Annotated in this window: 14 protein-coding genes; 11 read left to right on the forward strand and 3 right to left on the reverse strand. The window is 46.0% G+C overall.

Annotated elements, in window-relative coordinates; translation table 11 throughout:
* The coding region (locus GNT65_RS11680) for a tyrosine-type recombinase/integrase (RefSeq protein WP_160796420.1) at positions 1-143 on the forward strand (143 nt) is incomplete at its 5' end.
* Between the two features lie 382 nt (positions 144-525).
* Here the strand turns inward: GNT65_RS11680 and GNT65_RS11685 are convergent.
* Positions 526-1,422: a hypothetical protein gene (locus GNT65_RS11685; RefSeq protein WP_244952168.1), complete on the reverse strand. Its 897-nt coding sequence runs from the start codon at positions 1,420-1,422 to the stop codon at positions 526-528.
* Positions 1,423-2,201: 779 nt separating this feature from the next.
* Between GNT65_RS11685 and GNT65_RS20540 the strand changes: the two genes are divergently transcribed.
* The 3 genes from GNT65_RS20540 (at position 2,202) to GNT65_RS11695 (ending at position 4,556) form a co-directional block, all read left to right on the forward strand.
* Positions 2,202-2,459, forward strand: coding sequence for a hypothetical protein (locus GNT65_RS20540; protein WP_181006262.1), 258 nt, complete (start codon positions 2,202-2,204; stop codon positions 2,457-2,459).
* A gap of 665 nt (positions 2,460-3,124) precedes the next feature.
* Entirely contained in the window at positions 3,125-3,388 is a 264-nt protein-coding gene (locus tag GNT65_RS11690) for a hypothetical protein (protein ID WP_160796421.1), read from the forward strand.
* Complete coding sequence (locus tag GNT65_RS11695) at positions 3,375-4,556, forward strand: site-specific integrase (protein WP_160796423.1); 1,182 nt, start codon at positions 3,375-3,377, stop codon at positions 4,554-4,556. Before GNT65_RS11690 ends, GNT65_RS11695 begins: the two co-directional genes overlap by 14 nt.
* Before the next feature lie 194 nt (positions 4,557-4,750).
* Here the strand turns inward: GNT65_RS11695 and GNT65_RS11700 are convergent, their stop codons facing one another.
* Complete coding sequence (locus GNT65_RS11700; protein WP_160796425.1) at positions 4,751-5,545, reverse strand: cyclic nucleotide-binding domain-containing protein; 795 nt, start codon at positions 5,543-5,545, stop codon at positions 4,751-4,753.
* Between the two features lie 508 nt (positions 5,546-6,053).
* Here GNT65_RS11700 and GNT65_RS11705 point away from each other — a divergent pair.
* The 7 genes from GNT65_RS11705 to GNT65_RS11735 all read left to right on the forward strand — a co-directional run bounded on the left by GNT65_RS11705 (position 6,054) and on the right by GNT65_RS11735 (position 16,615).
* Positions 6,054-6,998 (forward strand): DmsE family decaheme c-type cytochrome, encoded by a 945-nt coding sequence (locus GNT65_RS11705; protein WP_160796427.1) that lies wholly within the window; start codon positions 6,054-6,056, stop codon positions 6,996-6,998.
* 11 nt (positions 6,999-7,009) lie between these two features.
* A complete protein-coding gene (locus GNT65_RS11710) occupies positions 7,010-9,007 on the forward strand; it encodes an MtrB/PioB family decaheme-associated outer membrane protein (RefSeq protein WP_160796429.1) in 1,998 nt (665 codons plus the stop codon).
* Positions 9,008-9,037: 30 nt separating this feature from the next.
* Entirely contained in the window at positions 9,038-11,584 is a 2,547-nt protein-coding gene (locus GNT65_RS11715) for a DMSO/selenate family reductase complex A subunit (RefSeq protein WP_160796431.1), read from the forward strand.
* A gap of 14 nt (positions 11,585-11,598) precedes the next feature.
* Positions 11,599-12,276 (forward strand): DMSO/selenate family reductase complex B subunit, encoded by a 678-nt coding sequence (locus GNT65_RS11720; RefSeq protein ID WP_160796433.1) that lies wholly within the window; start codon positions 11,599-11,601, stop codon positions 12,274-12,276.
* Between the two features lie 65 nt (positions 12,277-12,341).
* Positions 12,342-12,998, forward strand: coding sequence for a TorD/DmsD family molecular chaperone (locus tag GNT65_RS11725; RefSeq protein ID WP_160796442.1), 657 nt, complete (start codon positions 12,342-12,344; stop codon positions 12,996-12,998).
* 11 nt (positions 12,999-13,009) lie between these two features.
* Positions 13,010-13,468: a hypothetical protein gene (locus tag GNT65_RS11730; RefSeq protein WP_160796444.1), complete on the forward strand. Its 459-nt coding sequence runs from the start codon at positions 13,010-13,012 to the stop codon at positions 13,466-13,468.
* A 978-nt stretch (positions 13,469-14,446) separates the two neighbouring features.
* Positions 14,447-16,615, forward strand: coding sequence for a sensor domain-containing diguanylate cyclase (locus GNT65_RS11735; RefSeq protein ID WP_160796446.1), 2,169 nt, complete (start codon positions 14,447-14,449; stop codon positions 16,613-16,615).
* A gap of 23 nt (positions 16,616-16,638) precedes the next feature.
* Here the strand turns inward: GNT65_RS11735 and GNT65_RS11740 are convergent, their stop codons facing one another.
* On the reverse strand, positions 16,639-18,129 hold the full coding sequence (locus tag GNT65_RS11740; protein WP_160796448.1) for an alpha/beta hydrolase: 1,491 nt from the start codon (positions 18,127-18,129) through the stop codon (positions 16,639-16,641).
* Positions 18,130-18,214: the final 85 nt, after the last annotated feature.

Consider the following 18,214-nt stretch of genomic DNA (forward strand, 5'->3'; position numbering starts at 1 on the left):
CAACTCATCTACTTCAAGCCGGTCGTGATATAAGAAGTGTTCAAGAGTTACTTGGCCACAATGACGTGAGTACAACACAAATCTATACACATGTACTTGGCCAACATTTCGCGGGGACAACGAGTCCATTAGACACACTGTAAAGTCGGAGTACTCTAGAAACTCTGTAGCATTACTAAAATTTGGTCAACTTATAGTTTGTAGAGTTAATTGTCAGCTGCCCCAATAACTCGCAATGGGGCATAATTGTCGCAGCATCCCCCTCAAAACTATGGCCAGCTTTTATTGGCCACAAGACACAAATTGAAAATCCCCATTTGTCGGTGTTACTTATCAATACGAGGGTTCGCGAGCCCTTGTAGATGATTCCTGTACCAAGGAGGTGGCTATCGTCTAGACATAGACACCCGACGATTGAACCAAAGTGTTCATACCGTCATCATCCTACTGTTCCTCTTTTTGGTAAGATGAACCGAAGAAAAGACACCTTGAGTGTCTTTTCTTCGTTTTTGACTGCAGCTTTACTTACCCGTAGAACATTCCAGTTAATTCAGTGCAGAGCACAGTGCGGCAAATAATCGCTCTTTTGAGCAACAGAGCATCACTCTCACTGAGCAGCGGCTTTCGGGTCGCCTTGTCGTATCTAGAAGGCATTTCCTCTAGCAACTCAGCATGCAACCGTTTTATATCGCTAAAGATTGAGAGCGACTGGGAAAACAGCATTACCTTGCCGTAATACCCGTGCTTTAACCCATAGAGCCATTTCAACAATATGGTTTGCCTAGACGCTTTGGTTTTAAAAGAATGCTCCATCTCAACAGCGACTATAGTGCCATCAGGTTCGATGGCTATTGCATCCACATTGCGCACGTCATTTGACTTAAATAAACGTTTAAACTCAGTCTCTGTGACATAGGCATGCCAAAACGGTTTATCAGCCCCTTCTTTGGTTTTATTGATAAGCCCTTTTTGCAAAATGTACTGCATCATGAGGTCATGCATGATGGTGTTCTGATTCACCCTCAAGCTCGGCTCGCCCGAACGAAAATACACAGCGATGGCAAGTAACTCTTCGGCATATTTAGCGCCGGCGTAATCAAGCAGGTATACCCGGCCATCCAGAGAGCGATGCGTAATGACTAGACTCAATAGTTTTTCCTTTACCAACTTATTCAAGTGCTCCAAGGCGAGTCGGTAAGGAATGGCATACATCCAGGCAATAATACTGGGAGAAGTTAACCCGAAACGCGCCACGAGTTTGATGGTTGCCATTCTTCTCATTTTACCTGTCTGGTTGTTGTTACAACCAGGGGCATATTGCATGGCCATATTGAGATACGGGTGGTACTTTTCTGCAGAGCTTCCTGCCTGCAATATGCTCTGATTGACGAGCTGCTGAGATTGAGAAATGTGCGTTTGCATGGGATACCTTTTTAGACAACAGATTAAGTGGTATCACCAGGTAGATTCTCCCCAGGCAAACAATCTATATTGATAGAGATCTCTCGATAATCATCACGAGAATCTGTTTCATCCCTATCGGAATGAAAATAGCGACAGAAGTCGCTACCAAGCCAGGCTGCGCCTGATGGCAGAACATCTTCGTTGTTCGGCCATATGTCTTGAAAGGCACGCCAGCTCTGATGACTCGTCATCGACCTGTCTTACGAGCTACGCTCTAGCCTTCCAAAGACATTAAACGCGCATGTACCGAGCTACGCTCTGTACTAACCGCATTTTCGCCGCTTACGACGAGGGTGAGTGTGCCACTCCTCTCCCCTCTTTCGACGCTCTGCTTTTCTGACGAAAAGACAAATGGTTTAGCCATCAATTTGTGCCAAATATGAGGCTAAATTTTGCTGAAGCAAAACGTAAATACGGTTAGTACAGACCAGCTGTACATGCGCGTTGCTCCTTTGAATCGGGACGTCGCCCCCATTCAAATACGCCTGCGGTTAGCCTGTTGCACAGGCGCTTTTATTTACAAAAAATCGTGCCGATTGTTTGCTAAAAAGACACACATTCTGTGCTTAGCAGCATTCGCTTCCCCAAGAGAAATGATTAAAACCCAATGAAAAAACAGACGCTAAGACAGCTAAAAATACCGATATAAAATTAATGAAATTCGCTCTTGCAATCACACTTTTTTTCATTAATGTCGAAAAAAGACCAAACAATTAACGACGCTACGGGAGCATGATATGAAAGATGAATCACCGACTACACCTGCTGTAAATGTTGATGGCACACCGATGATAAACGGTACCTATGTCGATGCACTTGGTAAGCCATTTGGCGTAACAAATGACGATTCAACCTCTCATTCGATACAGGATGACTTGAGCCTCAACACAATCGATAGCGGCTACGACGATTGCTTTGACTCGGGCTTTGATTCAGGCTTCTGTGATTCAGGTTTTGACTCTGGATTCGATTCCGGCTTTGGGGATACGTTTTAGTATGCGCCTAAAATTCGACATTGATTATTTTGCCGAAATATCACCACTACTCTACATGGTTGTCGTAGGTGGAGGGCTATTTGCGTGTTTAGTTATCTTTGAAACTAAAGCCAACTTTATAGCCTCTGTGTTTTTTGGCCTAAAATGTACTTGGGGGGGCTATCTCTATGAATATCGAAAAGCAACGAACCAGATAAAACCAACAAGGTGGACTCATCTATCCTATGTCGCTCTGCGATTCATTTAAATGAAGGAAAACCTATGATCATGCTGATACCGCTAACCATTTTTGTTGCTGGAAGCATCTATATAGCAGTCCGTATAGTCAATAATGAACTAGCGAGCTCTAAGAAGAACTAGCGCAACCTCAATATAGGCCACAGTGACGATACGCTCCAATTAAGCGGACCCCTCAGCCTAGGGGCCGCCTCGCATATAACGATTAAAGCGAGGCATACAACCCACCAGAGGTGGGTGAAACAAAAAAATCCATAAACAACTATAAAAAATAATTAAAAAATAAACCACTAAAAATCAACACCTTAAAGCCAAATAAAAAAATAATAAAAAAAAGTTAGCTTAGTCATTTTTTTGGAATTACGACAATAACTGAAACACTCGCCTCAACTTCAGCACAGTCAATGATTCAACAGCGAGAAATTAAGATGTCACTACTCAATCGAAATAAAGCCAAACTTATGAAGGCGCGTCTGTGGGCAAAAAGGGAGTTCGAAAATGATTCGGTACCGCAAAACCGAACCATCAAAAACTGGATACTACGCGGCGATATCAAAGGAAAGGTGATCGGCAGAAGGACCTATGTTTATGAGGATCAATACTACGATATGATACAGGAAGTCAGCGACTGCGTTAGCAGCCTCATCGCCGAATCAGTAATAGTAGATAGAGGTGTTAATGGTAAGGCCTAAGAACAAAGCCAATAAGAACTTGCCAGCTTACCTGCGATATGAAGTGAATACTCGTACCTATCGATTAACACTGATTAACGGGAAAAGGAAATCGATTGGCAAAAACAAAGATCAGGCCATTCAGATCGCCATCGAATATAATAGAATTGCGCGCCCAACAACTGGCTTAATGGTTGATGACTTAATAAAACATTCAGGCGAAATCAAGGTCGAGCAACTGTCATTTGCTCAACATGTCGATCAACTGCTCGAGCTCATAATCACCGAGGAATCTCCCAGCAAGCAGTTGCGAGACACCATGATGAACGATGCTAATCGGGTGAAAGAATTTTTCAATGATATTGCCACGCAAGATATTACTCTTAAACACGTTCACGATTACCTTAATTGCTACCATGGAAATTCCAGCGCTAACGTCCACAACCGCAAGTTGAGTTTTTTACAGAAATTGTTTAATTATGCCATCGACCAGTCATTGATGTTAGAGAACCCGGCAAAAAGGAAAATGAAGAAACGCAATAAAGCTGAAAAGCAACGCCAACGCCTAAGTGTTGACGCTTATCAAGCAATTCATGCAGCTGCTCCACCCTGGTTACAAATAGCCATGGAGTTGGCTTTACAATCAGCACAGGGACGGCTTGAGACATCGCGCATCAAGTACCGCATTAATAAACCAAAAGAAGGACAATGTGGTTGCCAATGGTGGCCAGAACCTATCGATGGCATATACGGAACTCTATTCATCCATAGACAAAAAGTCGAAGATAAGGAAGCGAGTCACGTAGCCATCCCTATCGGCCAGGTACTTAAAGAGATCATCGAGCGCAGCCGTGACGGAGTCGTATGTCCGTACGTCGTTCATCGAGTGCCAGACCGCAACAACGAACAAAGCTCTTTAACAGATCACCGTTTCCAAGTTGACCCCAATTATCTTAGCCGGAGCTTCTCGGATGTTCGTGACGAACTAGGGTTGTTTGATCACCTTGAAATGGAACAGCGGCCAACTTTCCACGAGATCCGCGCGCTCGCAGCAAGAAAGTTTTTTGACATGGGTATAGACCCACAAGCGCGCTTGGCACACACAGACTCACAATCGACAAAACTCTATGTTGAAAACCATCTTGAGTGGACCGAAGTCCCACATGCAGAGATAAAGCTGGCAAATTAACTAACGTGTGTTTCACAGATATGCTAGCTCAGATCTGAACTGACAGTTGCCCAGTTTTCTGGAACCTTCGTCAGATTAGGTTTGAGCTAAATTATTTTCAGCCTAAAGCTACTGACCTATCCCCCAAATTTAGCCAAATTTACTTGCTTACCAAACTACATAACGTTCTGGTTTATAAGTATATAAATAGCTTTCTATAAGTTATTTATACTAATCATATTGCTCACTTTAAACTTAGCCATATTATTTGATTTACAACCTTTAGCATCCTCTCTTCCCAGTGGGCAAGGGGAAAGCTCCATAAATAAAATTGGATTAACACAAAGTTTAGCCCTCTCTTTTTTAATCATTTTTTTCTTTTTTAATTCCCCTATCATCAGGTCTAACTTGATTACACTAATATGTAGTATATCGGCTATTTCTTCCCTGGTAAGCTTTATATCTATCACTAGCCAATCCTTGGAGAAGTCAGATTTAAATGAAGCCAATATATCAAACAGGAATTTAATTAGTTTATCTTCAGCGCTTGATGTCAACAGAAATATAGCCAACGCTGTTTGCCTTTCTGTAAAATAATTAGAATCAAACATAAATTTTGTAAACAAGTCTATATTTGTATTGTTCAAACCTTTTATCAGTGACTTATTGACGAGTGTTACTTCACTATCTCTAGCGACAGTAATTGCTTTACAACATGTACAGTTATCATCGAGAAGTAAATGATAATCAGTCAGCCTTTTTGGGATGATAGCATTGACGAACTTTGGACGGGTGTAGTCATTGGTACGCTTTACATAGAACAAAAGCCCATCATTTAAGTATATAAAGTTGTTTAATAATACATTTTTTGATATCGAACTGCCCTTTTTTAACTGCTTTCTCTCGCCATTATTTTTTAGGAATTCAACGATTTCTCCATTAACCTCTTCAGGAAAAAATATGGTTGATTTACTTTTCATTTCAGTACTTAACGAGATCGCCTGAGCCATTTTTAACACCTAATTAAATTACTGTTAGACTTTATTTTTGTTGATGTTCGAGTTTACGTTACAAGTTTACGCATCGATAAACAACTATGTGAAATTACCGCAAGTTAATTTGAGATATTTATCACACATTGCAATTTGGAACTTTTGTACCAAAAAACAGTGGGGATTGTTTTTATTGTTTTACTGTAGTGTTAACTGGGTCACACTAATATTTACATTATACATATCGGTATAAAGGTTTTCATGAGTGTTATTTGCTCTAATGATTGTAAGAAATTTGGCTTGATAGTTGTGATTTTCTTGTCATTGCTTATCTATTGCTGTGTGGTATTGCCGAGTTTTATATAGCTTCACTATTGGTTGTCAGCGGTTCATTAAACTTATCTTTAAAAGTTATTTCTAATTGACAACGTGTTATTAATTAGTCTTTTAAAGTTAATACATGTTTTTTAACCGCTTACGTAAAAATGAAGCTTCATTGTAAATAAATTTATAGAGGTACTTCATCATGCGATTTGTCTTACAGCTTGCCATTTTTATAAGTTGTGGGGGGCTTTTGCTACCAAGTTTGCATGCTGCACCTTGGAATGATCTCACTACAGATGAGCTTGAAGCGACGCTAACACAGAAGTTTGCCGCAGGTGAATACTCTCCTAAAGGGGCAGACTCTTGCTTAATGTGCCACCGCCGCAGTGAAAAAGTGATGGCCATTTTCGATGGTGTACACGGTCAAGGTAACAGCAACCAGTCACCCATGGCCGGTCTGCAATGCGAAGCGTGTCATGGCCCACAGGGCAATCACAACAAAGGCGGCAAGGAGCCGATGATTAGCTTTGGCCCTGACAGCAAACTGTCGGCCAGCGCCCAAAACAGTGTTTGCCAAGGCTGTCATAACGATGCCCAGCAAATGAGTTGGCACAGCTCGACCCACAATCTTGAAGAAGTGGCCTGCAGTGATTGTCACCAAGTGCACAGCGCCAAAGATCCAGTGATGGACAAGCTGACTGTGAATGACACCTGTAGCAGCTGCCACAGCAAAGAGAAAGCGGACATGAACAAGCGCTCATCGCACCCACTGAAGTGGGACCAGATGACCTGTGTTGACTGTCATGCTCCCCACGGCTCAATGAGTGAAAGTGCACTGACAAAACCAACGGTTAACGATACCTGTTACAGCTGCCATGCGGAAAAACGTGGCCCGTTTCTTTGGGAGCACGCGCCGGTAACAGAAGACTGTGTGACCTGTCATAACCCGCACGGTAGCGTGAACAATGATTTATTGAAACATCGCGCCCCTCAGCTTTGTCAACAATGTCATGCCAATGATGGTCATGCGAGTCGTGTGGTGCCGGAGCCAGGTAGTGATGCATTCGGTGGCGGTAAGAGCTGTTTGAACTGTCACAGTCAGATTCACGGTTCTAACCATCCTTCAGGCAGCTTGCTGCAACGCTAACGGAGAACAAGATGAAGTTGTTCAAAATGAATGTTATCACGCTGTCGATAATGGCGGTGTCAGGCTCAGCGATGGGCGCCGATTTTGGTGTGGGTAATGCCAACCTGTCATCGGTGAACCAGAGCAAATATGAGTGTAAACGCTGCGGTGACAGTAACGGTTACCAAGGCAGTATCAGTGTGTCGGTGGGCTACAACGATATCAGTGATATCCATGCTGGTAATGCGTTAGGCACTGCAGAAGATGGTGCCATTGGTGCGGTGAGCGGTGATGTGCGTTACCAAGGTGAATCAGGTTATCGCGGTCAGCTGCAAGCTCATCAGTTAGGGATGGACAACGGCTTTTTAAGCTTAAGTGCCGGTAAAGCGGATTTGTATGAATTGACGTTTGATTACAGCAACTTAAAGACCTACCAAGCGGGAAATGTGCAAAGTCAGCTGTGGCACAACAACGGCATGTTGACGCCGAGCGTGAGTGTTAACCAGTTTGATTTAGCCCTTGAGCGGGAAAAGATAGGCCTAGGTTTTGATTATGGCCGCGACTTTTATCGCGCATCAGTGAGATTTAGCCAAGTAGGCAAAACGGGGCATCAATCGAGCAGCATTGTGACGCCAAGTCCAGTGAACTTTGGTTTACCGGTGGATGCAACGACCCGTCAGTGGGATGCAGGCTTAGCGCTTAAAGGTGACAACTGGATAACCGAGTTGAGCTACATGGGCAGCTTTTACGAGAACAACATCAATCACTTGAGCTTACCGCATCTTAATGATGTGTTCACTGCCAGCCCAGATAACCAAGCTCACCAAGTGTCACTGGCGGGTCAATACCAGCTCAACCGCACGGTGATGAGTGGCCGTTTAGTGACCGGCCGGATGATACAAGACGATGACCTTATCCAGATGAGCGGCAACCCGCTGCAAAGCTGGGATGGACAAGTGGACACCTTAGACGGTCGCTTGGCATTCACGTCAATGCTGACAAACCGCTTACGTCTAGGTGGTAGTGTGGATTACAGCAAGCGCGATAACAAAAGCTCAGTGGCGGAGTTTGCCCAGTATAACTTCAACAGTGTTACTGGTGCCTTTAGACAAAACACCCCAAGGGATTACGAGGGTAACACCTACAAGGTGAACGCCAGTTATCGCATTGCCAGTGGTTATCGTATTCAAGCTGGTTATGACCGCAAAGAGGTGGAGCGCAGCTTCAGTGAGCGTGAACAGACCAATGATGACAGCTTGTGGATGAAGTTTAACGTACGGGCGTTTGACAATTTCAACATCAACCTAAAAGCGGAGCACGCCAATCGAGGTGGCTCTGAGTATGAAGCAAATGCACTGACTTCATCTGAGCAAAACGCGTTGATGCGCAAGTACTACTTGGCTGACCGCAAACGTAATGCGGTGGAGTTGAGTGTGAACCATAGCCCGGTTCACTGGATGAGCTTAGATATCAATACCTGTTATGCGAAGGATGACTATGACAAGACACAAATCGGCTTAACGGAATCGGAAGACTACGGCTATGAAGTGAGTGTGAGTTTGCAGTTGAACAAGCATGTGAATGCTTATGGTTTTGCGGGTCAGCAGAGGATTAATTCGACACAGGCTGGGAGTCAATCATTTAGTAAGGCTGATTGGTATGGAGATATTGAGGATGACTTTACCAATATCGGTGCAGGCTTGAATTATGGCGGTTTGATGCAGAACAAACTGATGTTGGGGCTGGATTATTTGTTTAGTAGTTCCGTGAGTGACACCTATGTGACAACAGGGGTCACGCGGCCCTACGGCGATTACTACAGCTATAGCCATAGCGCGAGTGTGTATGCGGACTATGCGGTCAATGCACTGATGGCGTTGAAATTGAGCTATCGGTATGAGCGTTACTACGACACCGATGCCGCGGTAACGGATATAAACAGTATTCCAGGTTTAGTGACCTTGGGGGACATCAATCATGACTATAACGCACACCAAGTGATGTTGTCGTTTAGCTACAAATTGCGTTAATCGCAAGCAGTGAACTACGAGGATAGAGATATGGAACGTAGAAGTTTTCTAAAAATGAGTGCAGCAATTGGGGCAGCGGCAACAGTATCTGGGTGTAATAGTACTTCCAAAGATGTTGACGTTGTACCGCCTGAACTGCCAGATAGCACTGGAGAATCTATAAATTGGTCAGCTTGTCTTGTCAACTGTGGCTCAAATTGTCCGATTAAAGTTTTCAGTAAGGATGGAATCATTACCCGTATTGAAGCGGACCATGAGACCACAGACCAATATGGCGTCAACCACCAGGCAAGAGCATGCCCAAGAGGGCGTGCTTTAAGACAACGGACTTACGCTACTGACAGGTTGCGTTCGCCAATGAAACGAGTTGGCAAGCGCGGGGAAGCCAAATTTGTGCAGATAACTTGGGAACAAGCTTATTCTGAAATCGCCGTAAAATTGCAGAGCATTAAAGATAATTACGGCCCAGAGTCGATATACATGCACTATGGTACTGGAGCCTATTATGGCTTTTCATCTAATAATGCTACTTGGGGCCGACTACTTAACTTAAATGGTGGCTTTTTAGATCATCATTGGGACTATTCCTGGGCGGGGGTTTACGCTGCTTGCATGGCCACCTATGGCGATCAGTGGGACAGTATCGGTGGTAGTTCATTAAGCGAGATAGAAAATTCAGATTTATTTGTGGGATTTGGTTTTAACCCGAATGAAATTCGTATGAGCGGCAGTGGTGAAGGATATGACTTTGTCAAAGCACTCGAGAATAATAACAAGGGCATTAAAGTCTGGATGGTTGAACCACGCTACACAGATTCTATGCGCGGTAATGAAGACGAATGGTTGGCGATACGCCCCGGAACCGATGCAGCGTTGGTGGAGGCTGTCATTTATCAAATGATAAGCAGTGGATGGGTCACGCAAAATGTACAAACATTTTTAGACAAGTATGTCGTTGGTTTCGATCGTAATTCGTTAATTAATACTAAGGCAGCTTTAGCGTTGAGCGCCGATCCTTATATTGCTTCCCATGCTCAGTATGTCGACCCAGACCAAAACTATTTTGACTACATCATGGGCCAGGGCGTATTTGCCAGTGAAGGAGCCAAAACCCCCTCTTGGGCAGCCGGTGTTTGCGGTATTTCTGAACACAAAATTAATCAGCTGGCAACGGCCATTATGTCATCTGAAGCACCATATATTTCTGCAGGAGCAGGAATTAGCCGTCATGCTAATGGTGATCAAGCAACAAGAGCTGTGTATACCTTAGCTATCATGACTGGAAAAATAGGCAAAGCGGGAGTGAATAGCGGTGCTATGCCGACCAGCTATAGTTTTGGCGTTGCCGGTATGCCTACTGGAGTTAACCCTGTCGATGTCACTATTCCTGTGTATACATGGTCCGACGCGGTGGTGCGCGGTAAAGAGTTTACGGGAACAACTGACGGGGTGCGCTTCAAGGCTAGTGGCAGCCAAGAGCGAGTCGATAATAATCCGGCGGCGTTGGGCACCAACATTAAAGCCATCATTAACTGTGCTGGGAATGCACTGGTTAACCAACATTCAGACAGTAATGGGACGGCGCAGATCCTTCAAGACGACAGTCAATGTGAACTGGTGATTGTGAGTGATTGTTGGATGACGCCGTCAGCGAAATTTGCCGATTATCTGCTTCCCGATAGTACTTGGTTGGAATCAGTTGACTATGCCAACGATTCATATGCTTCCGGTCAAATGGCTTATGCTACCTTTATGAGTACATCGTTAAAGCCATTAGGCGAGGCACAATCTATGTATGATATATGTGCTGGTATTGCTAAGGCGATGGGCAAAGAGTCTGAATTCACTGAAGGCCGGACAGGTCTGCAGTGGTGTGAAACTCTCTATCAACAAACTAAAGCGATGAATCCAGATGTGGAGATGCCTGATTCATACGAAGAGGCGCAAAAAGTCGGTGTATTCCGTAAATATATGCCAGCTTCGGTTATCGCTTACCAATCATTTATCCAAGATCCAGATGCTAATCCAAGGCCTACCATCTCCGGTAAGTTTGAGATTTTCTCCTTATCGCTAGCCCGTAAAGCGGCAACATGGACACTGCCTGAAGGGGATAAAATTACACCTCTGCCTCAGTACGTTGTGACCTGGGATGGATTTGAAGATCAAGAGTCTATCGATGCCGGTTTCTCACTACAGTTATGTGGTTACCACACTAAAGGACGCACTCATTCCAGTTATCATAATGTGGCTTGGTTACGTGAAGCAGTAGAAGATGCTGTATGGATGAATCCTAAAGATGCCGCTACTCGGGGATTGGCAGATGGTGATCTCGTGCATGTGTATAACGACAGAGGCTCAATTGAGTTACCTGTAAAACTAACGCCAAGAGTGACACCGGGTGTTTGCTCCTTAGGTCAAGGCGCTTGGTATAAACCCGATACGAACGGTAAAAAAGGCCCCTCAGGACATGTTCTTGATGTTGGTGGGTGTATTAACACCTTAACTAAATATCATCCTTCACCTGTCACAAAAGGGAATCCACAACACACCAATCGTGTTCAGGTCGTAAAAGCTTAGAGGGGTAATTAAAAATGACACAGGAAACACAATTAGGATTCTATTTTGATAGCAGCAAATGCACAGGTTGTAAGACTTGTCATATTGCCTGTAAAGACCGCATGGTGGGTAAGACTCGCAGTCAAGATGACGTGGTAAGAGCTGGCGTGTCGGCACTGCCGGGTATGCTCTGGCGCAGGGTCTATGAATATGGCGGTGGCTCGTGGGCGCAAAATGGCGATAACAGTTATGAACAAGATGTGTTCGCATATTATGCTTCTATTGGCTGTAATCACTGTTCTGAACCCGTTTGTGTAAAGGCCTGCCCGACAGGGGCAATGCACAAACGCAAAGAAGATGGCCTAGTATTAGTGCAAGAATCGCTTTGTATTGGATGTGAAAGTTGTTCTCGAGCCTGCCCTTACGATGCCCCTCAAATTGATGTCGAACGTAAAGTCATGACTAAATGCGATGGTTGTTTAGATCGCTTAAAGGAAGGCAAAAAACCAATTTGTGTCGAAGGGTGCCCGTTAAGAGCACTAGATTTTGACACTATGGAAAATTTGCGAGCTAAGTATGGTGAAGGAGATGGCCACTTTGCCCCATTACCTTCACCATCGATAACTTCACCTAATTTGATTGTTAAAGCGGCCAAAAAAGCACAACCATCCGGTGCTGGCAATGGACGCATCTTGAATATCAGAGAAGTTTAATTAAATCGCCACGGGCGAGTATTATCTCGCCCTTTCCTTCAATTTCGAAAGCGAATGAGTGTGCTATGACAAATGAACAACTGCTAGATATGCAAGCCATTGCCAATGTGCTTCATTCGGTGTTAACCCTCTATCCAGAGACAACATTGATGGAGACCTTTAAAGAGCAAGGCATTGCAGAAATTTGGCCACGCTTGTCGGGAACCGATGCTGAACAGGTAGGGTTAACTGAGATCAAAGCCTACCTTGATGCTTGGAACGACGATGAACAGACGATAATTCGTCTTAAACTGGATTACGGCAATCTGTTTTATGGCCCAGGTACGCCCATCGCACCTCCTTGGGGATCGGCTTACCTTAGTCCGTCCTTGCTACTCAACGATGCGAGTACGATAAGACTACAACAGTTTTATCGAGACAATAACATCAACCTTACAATTGCCAGTAACGAACCCGTTGACCACATTGGGCTGATCATCGCGGTATTAGCATTTTTGCTTGGTCAACTGAGTGAGAAGCCCAATGAAACTTTGACAAGAAAACTGATTAATACATTGCTTGCAGAACACCTGTTACCTTGGGCAGACAGATGCTTATTACTAGCTTATGAGCATGCAGATACTAGCTATTTTAAAGGCTTTTCAACACTTGCGCGGGACTTCTTAAATTATCTATCGGTTGCCTTTGATATTGAGCCTAAAAAATTGGCCATATATCGTTAGGGAGATACAGGATGACTTTTGTTCGTTCCTTAATACATCAGTGGAATAAAGCTCAGCTCGGCCACAGCTTGAAGTTAAGTCTCAGAGACTGTGACCAAATAAGGCAAGTATTTAATGGTGCAACTCACTTAGAAACAGTAACTAACCTTATCGCCGCTTTAGTCTACAGTGAAGGAACGCCTGAGTGGCTGTGTGAACCGAAAAACATCCAAGGAGATATGCCAATACTAGGTAGTGAGTCAATTTTACATTGTCTGTTTATTGCTAGTCGATTGATGTTCGTTAAAATCACCAAAGGGGAAGAGTTGACGCAAGCTGAACGGCTAATCTTCACCTTAGCTAGACTATGGGTTAATCAAAGTGAAATTGAGCTGCAAAACCATATGTTAGGTCGATTGATAAGGCAAATTTGTTGTCAAGTTGATTTAATAATGCTAAGTCGCAGAGTTAACACCAAAAGTATGGTTTGAAAAGCGGATTAGTGGAGGTTGTAAATTAACAAATCACCTTGCCAACCAAAAGAATGTTGCCACCAACTACACATAAAATTGTACTGAATACGCTTTCTTATTTGTCTCTGTAACATTTGCATTATGAGCGCGGGAATTTTGTTTTTTGTTATGTCACCAAAAAGCATATTTACCTACGGTATTATGAAAATCGCCACTTGCCTCAAATGCAATCGTACGTGAAGACTGTTGTTTGAAGGAAAAGAATGAGTTGTTTCATAGAGAACTTCTTAGGCAAAACCTTTTAACCTGAACGGTCATGACTAATTAAGGATTTGTCTATCAATACTGAACAATTGAATAGACATAATGGTCTATTGACTTTCATATTTCTAATCTCATCATAGTCGCTGCAAAAGGAGGAGAACATCACAATAAGCATGGTCAAACTAGGTATAAGTTATTGATTGCAAAGAACGCAGAAAACGCAAATTATGGTAAAAGAACACAAATTACCGCTGTATACAGACACATCAAAATCACGATTAACACCTTAAAATCAATACCTTACAATTAAATCACGCACTGTCATGGGGTGTCAGGGGTCGGAGGTTCGAATCCTCTCATACCGACCAAATTATAGAAAAGCCAGCTGACAAGCTGGCTTTTTGCTGTCTGGGATTTGTTGACCGAAAATACTTCTGCTTCAATTATTGCCTCCCAGGTTCGCAACCTAAAGACCAATCTCCAACCATCCCATAATTTTTCAGATTTTCTCGCCAACACCAAGTAGTACAAAGCGTTCCCTAACGCGAACAAGCAACGCCTGCAACCACAAAAGAGTGATAATAAACATTTGGTTAGCATTTAACTAGCGATTCACTTACACTTCTATTAATGCCAGTTAAGGCCGCTTTTCTGGGTGGTCAATGGGTGCCGGCGATAATGAGATAGCCAGCAATATCAGCGCCTTCGATGAAAGATTAGGGAAGAATGTAATTGATCAATAAGAATCACCTTGGGTTCGCCGTACTATTGGGACTACTCGGCTTGCTGGTCAACCTGGCACCTATTCCCCTATTTGGAAACCAACAGCTGATCATTGGTAACCTCTTCTTCGTGATCGTGGCCATCTTCCTCGGCCCCTGGTATGCCCTGTTAACCTCACTTTTGTGTGCCACCGGACTCTATATCGCCTGGGATAGCTGGCACATGTTTCTGCTGTTCCCGTTAGAGGCGCTGTGGCTGGGTTATGCGCGGCGCAAAGAGTTCTACACCCTGTATGCGGATATCACTTTCTGGCTCTTGTTGGGCATGCCGCTTTTCTACCTATACGCCAACCTGGTGTTTCAGATGCCCAACAGCTACATGACCTTTATCACCCTCAAGCAGGGGATCAACGGCATACTCTATACGGCGCTCGCCGTCATCTGTGTCACCTTACTGCCCAGCCAGCTGCATATCCAAGGTAAGCTGGTGAACAAGAAACGTAAGAGCTTCAACGCCCAGCTCACCTACACCTTTACCCAGGTATTGACCCTGGCACTGCTGGTCTCTGCGCTGATCTTCAACAACAACTCCATTGAGCAGCAACAGAAGGATGTGAAACTTAACCTTGAAGACTCGGCAACACATCTTGGTAAGGCGACAGAAAGCTTTATCGAAGGACATATCAGCGCCATCGATAGCGCCGCACGTTGGCTAAGCCTATCTGACTATGATGCGGACCAGTGGCAGAGCCTGCTGTCTAAGCTGCACCAGAGCTATCCCTTCTTTATCTCCATGCTAATTGCCGACGAAAAGGGACAGATCTCGGCGGCCAGCCCTATCTCTCGGCTGGACAAGGAGGCCGTTAAAAACAAAAACCTCAGCATCAGCGACAGGCATTACTTTCAGGAGGCCTTCTACAATCAGCTAACCTATATCTCCCCAGCCTTCCTCGGTCGGGGATTCGGCTCAGATCCCATAGTCGCCATCAGTTCGCCCCTCTATTCCAAAGAGGATCCCGTTAGCCCCATAGGGATCATCGAAGGCTCGTTAAACCTTACCAAGTTCGCCAGCATAGATGAGCGCAACCGTGAATATAAAGAGCAGGCCATGGTACTCACCGACGAGAATGGCCTGGTGATCTACGCATCAGAAATGCTGGACCTTGCCCCCCTAACCCCCTTGAAGGCATCGACCTCGGGGCAGCGCTACCGCACCAGCCTGAACATGATCAACTTTCGCCAACTCGACAGCTTTAACCCAGAGTTTGCCTACGCCAAATATGTGCTGAAAAACGGCTGGTCGCTCCATGTGGTAGTGCCTTTCTTACCCTTGGTGAAGCAGGTGGAGCAGCAATACCTGACCACCTTCAGCCTGCTGTTTGTCGCCTTTATCATCACCGTCTTGCTCATCAAGGTGATCAGTAACCGCCTAACCCAACCGCTGGAGACCATCGCCAAGAAATTTAGCCAGTGGGGGATAACCGAACACCAGGATGAGGCCATGTTAGACACCATGCCACAGGAGATCTACGCCCTCTCCAGCAGCATTCAGAAGAGTAAACAGGAGCTGATCAGCTACCAGCTGGAGCTGGAGGAAAAAGTGGCAATGCGCACGGTTGAACTGGAAGATGCCAACCTCAAGCTGCAGGCGCTGGCAGAGCGCGATGAATTGACTCAGCTCTACAACCGACGCTATGTAGAGAATCATTTCGGCAATATCCATGACATGTGCAAGCGCAGCTATTCCGCGCTGGCGTTCTGCATCATAGATATCGACCACTTTAAGAAGATCAACGACACTTACGGCCATCAGATAGGCGACAGCGCACTGATCGCCCTGGCCGATCTGATGAAACAGTTCTTTAAACGGGACACGGATATCATCTCTCGCTATGGCGGTGAAGAGTTTCTGGTGGTTCTGCCCCAGTGCAACGCCCTGCAGGTGGAGCAGCATCTGAATCAGTTTAAGGAGCTGGTCGCCGAGCATCAGATAGAGGTGCCCGGCAAGGCTCCAATCAGCCTCAAGGTGAGCATCGGCGCGGTGATCAGCAATGCCGGTTACATGAACGACATAGATCACTGGTTTAAGATGGCCGACCTTAACCTCTACGAGGCCAAGGAGAATGGCCGTAACCGGGTGGTCTGCTCGCTGTTATCGGAAGCGGATCAACTCTCCTGAGCCCAGGGCTTGCCCTAAACGCCTCAATCCTCGCGCGCCGTAGCTGTCTGCTGGCGCGCATCGATAAACTGCTCCAGCCTATCGAGCAAGTAAGGAAAGAAGGGATTCCACTTCTGCCTGAGCACCTCAGATGCCGAGACGCCAAGCACACCGCGCTCTCCCCGGGTGGCCGCCGCGCCTATCTGTACCCTGTGACTCCCCTTAACAAACGCCGTGCCATAGAGGCTATCGCTCGCCGGATAGGGCATGGCCACATGGGAGAGCGAATAGACTCCCGCCGGCCAGGTGAGCCCTAAGGCCTTCTCGGTCACCGCTTGTTGGGGACGATAACGCTTAGCATCGACCTCATCGAGGCGATGAGCCGCCCCTTGGCTCGCATGGCGATTCTGCACTAGGGTCAGGTCGACATTCGGCCTTTCGAGACTGAGCGAAGGCAGCAAGGCGGTCAGCGGATCGCTCACCACCAAGGCCAGACTCAAGGGTTGACGGTTGATATCGAACAGCACCAGCTGATGCTGTTTCGAAGGCAGACGCCCATAGAGATCTGTCACCACAGCCTGGGTCGATACCGTGGCGTCGGCCACCGACTGAAAGGTTAAGATATCGGCCAGCTCGGCTAATCGCTCCGGGGAAAGCGTCTGCATCAGCTGTTGATTGCGCTCTGCCAGCTGATAGACCACATCGCCGGCATTGACCGCGAAAGAGTTGTATTTAAAGGGATCGTACTCGGTCTGAATCGAGTTCCAGCTCAGCTTCTCAAGCCCAAGCAGCCGCCCTAACCTGTCCTGCCACTTGGCGCCGGCCGCCACTGGCGACAAACCTATGGCTGGCGAGACGAAGATCATGCCGCGGTAACTCAGTTTGGAGTTGTGAGCGAGCCGCTCTAGCTCATGATTTAACGCCAGCGCCGCGCCGGTAGAGAAGCCCACCACATAAAGCGGCTTATCGCCTAACTGCCGCTTAAGATGCTCGGTTGCCAGCTCGACCGCCCTGGCCATCTCCTGCCATTTAAGCTCCACCAAGGCAGAGGGTATGGTGCCGTGGCCCGGCAGACGCAGCCCCAGCAGGTGGGCGCGCCCCTTAAAATGCTCGGCAAAGTGAGACAGGGCATAGGGGGAGTCCGACATGCCGTGCAACAACAGTACGCCAAACTCGGCATCAGGATTGGCCCACTCATAGCTGCGATTCCAGTCCATCGGCCAGTTATCTGGGGCGGCAAAGCTGCCACGCAGATAACGATTGAGGGGCTGCGCCATTCCCTGGGTATGGCGATAGATCTTACTCTCCACCTCCTCAAACAACTTGGCCTCCAGCGCCTGATAACCCGAGAAATCCGTCACCTCGCTGTTGAGGCGAAACTGATGCTCGAGCCGGGTCGTATGCCAGATGGACAGGTCGGGGCGGGCATTTAAAAACCAGACGCCGAAGGCGAGCGCGGCCGCGACGATGCCAAGACAGGCATAGGTAATGGCTATGGTGAGGTGTTTTGTCGAGTGGATGAGTAATGTTTTCATGAGAAATGACCGCTAGGCTCCATGTGCGCGCTTACGCGCTGCAAGTCCGTTAACCATTAACATACACGGCTTTATTGCGTAAACT

It is taken from the genome of Shewanella insulae, assembly GCF_009831655.1.
In the GTDB taxonomy this organism is placed as follows: Bacteria; Pseudomonadota; Gammaproteobacteria; order Enterobacterales; family Shewanellaceae; genus Shewanella; species Shewanella insulae.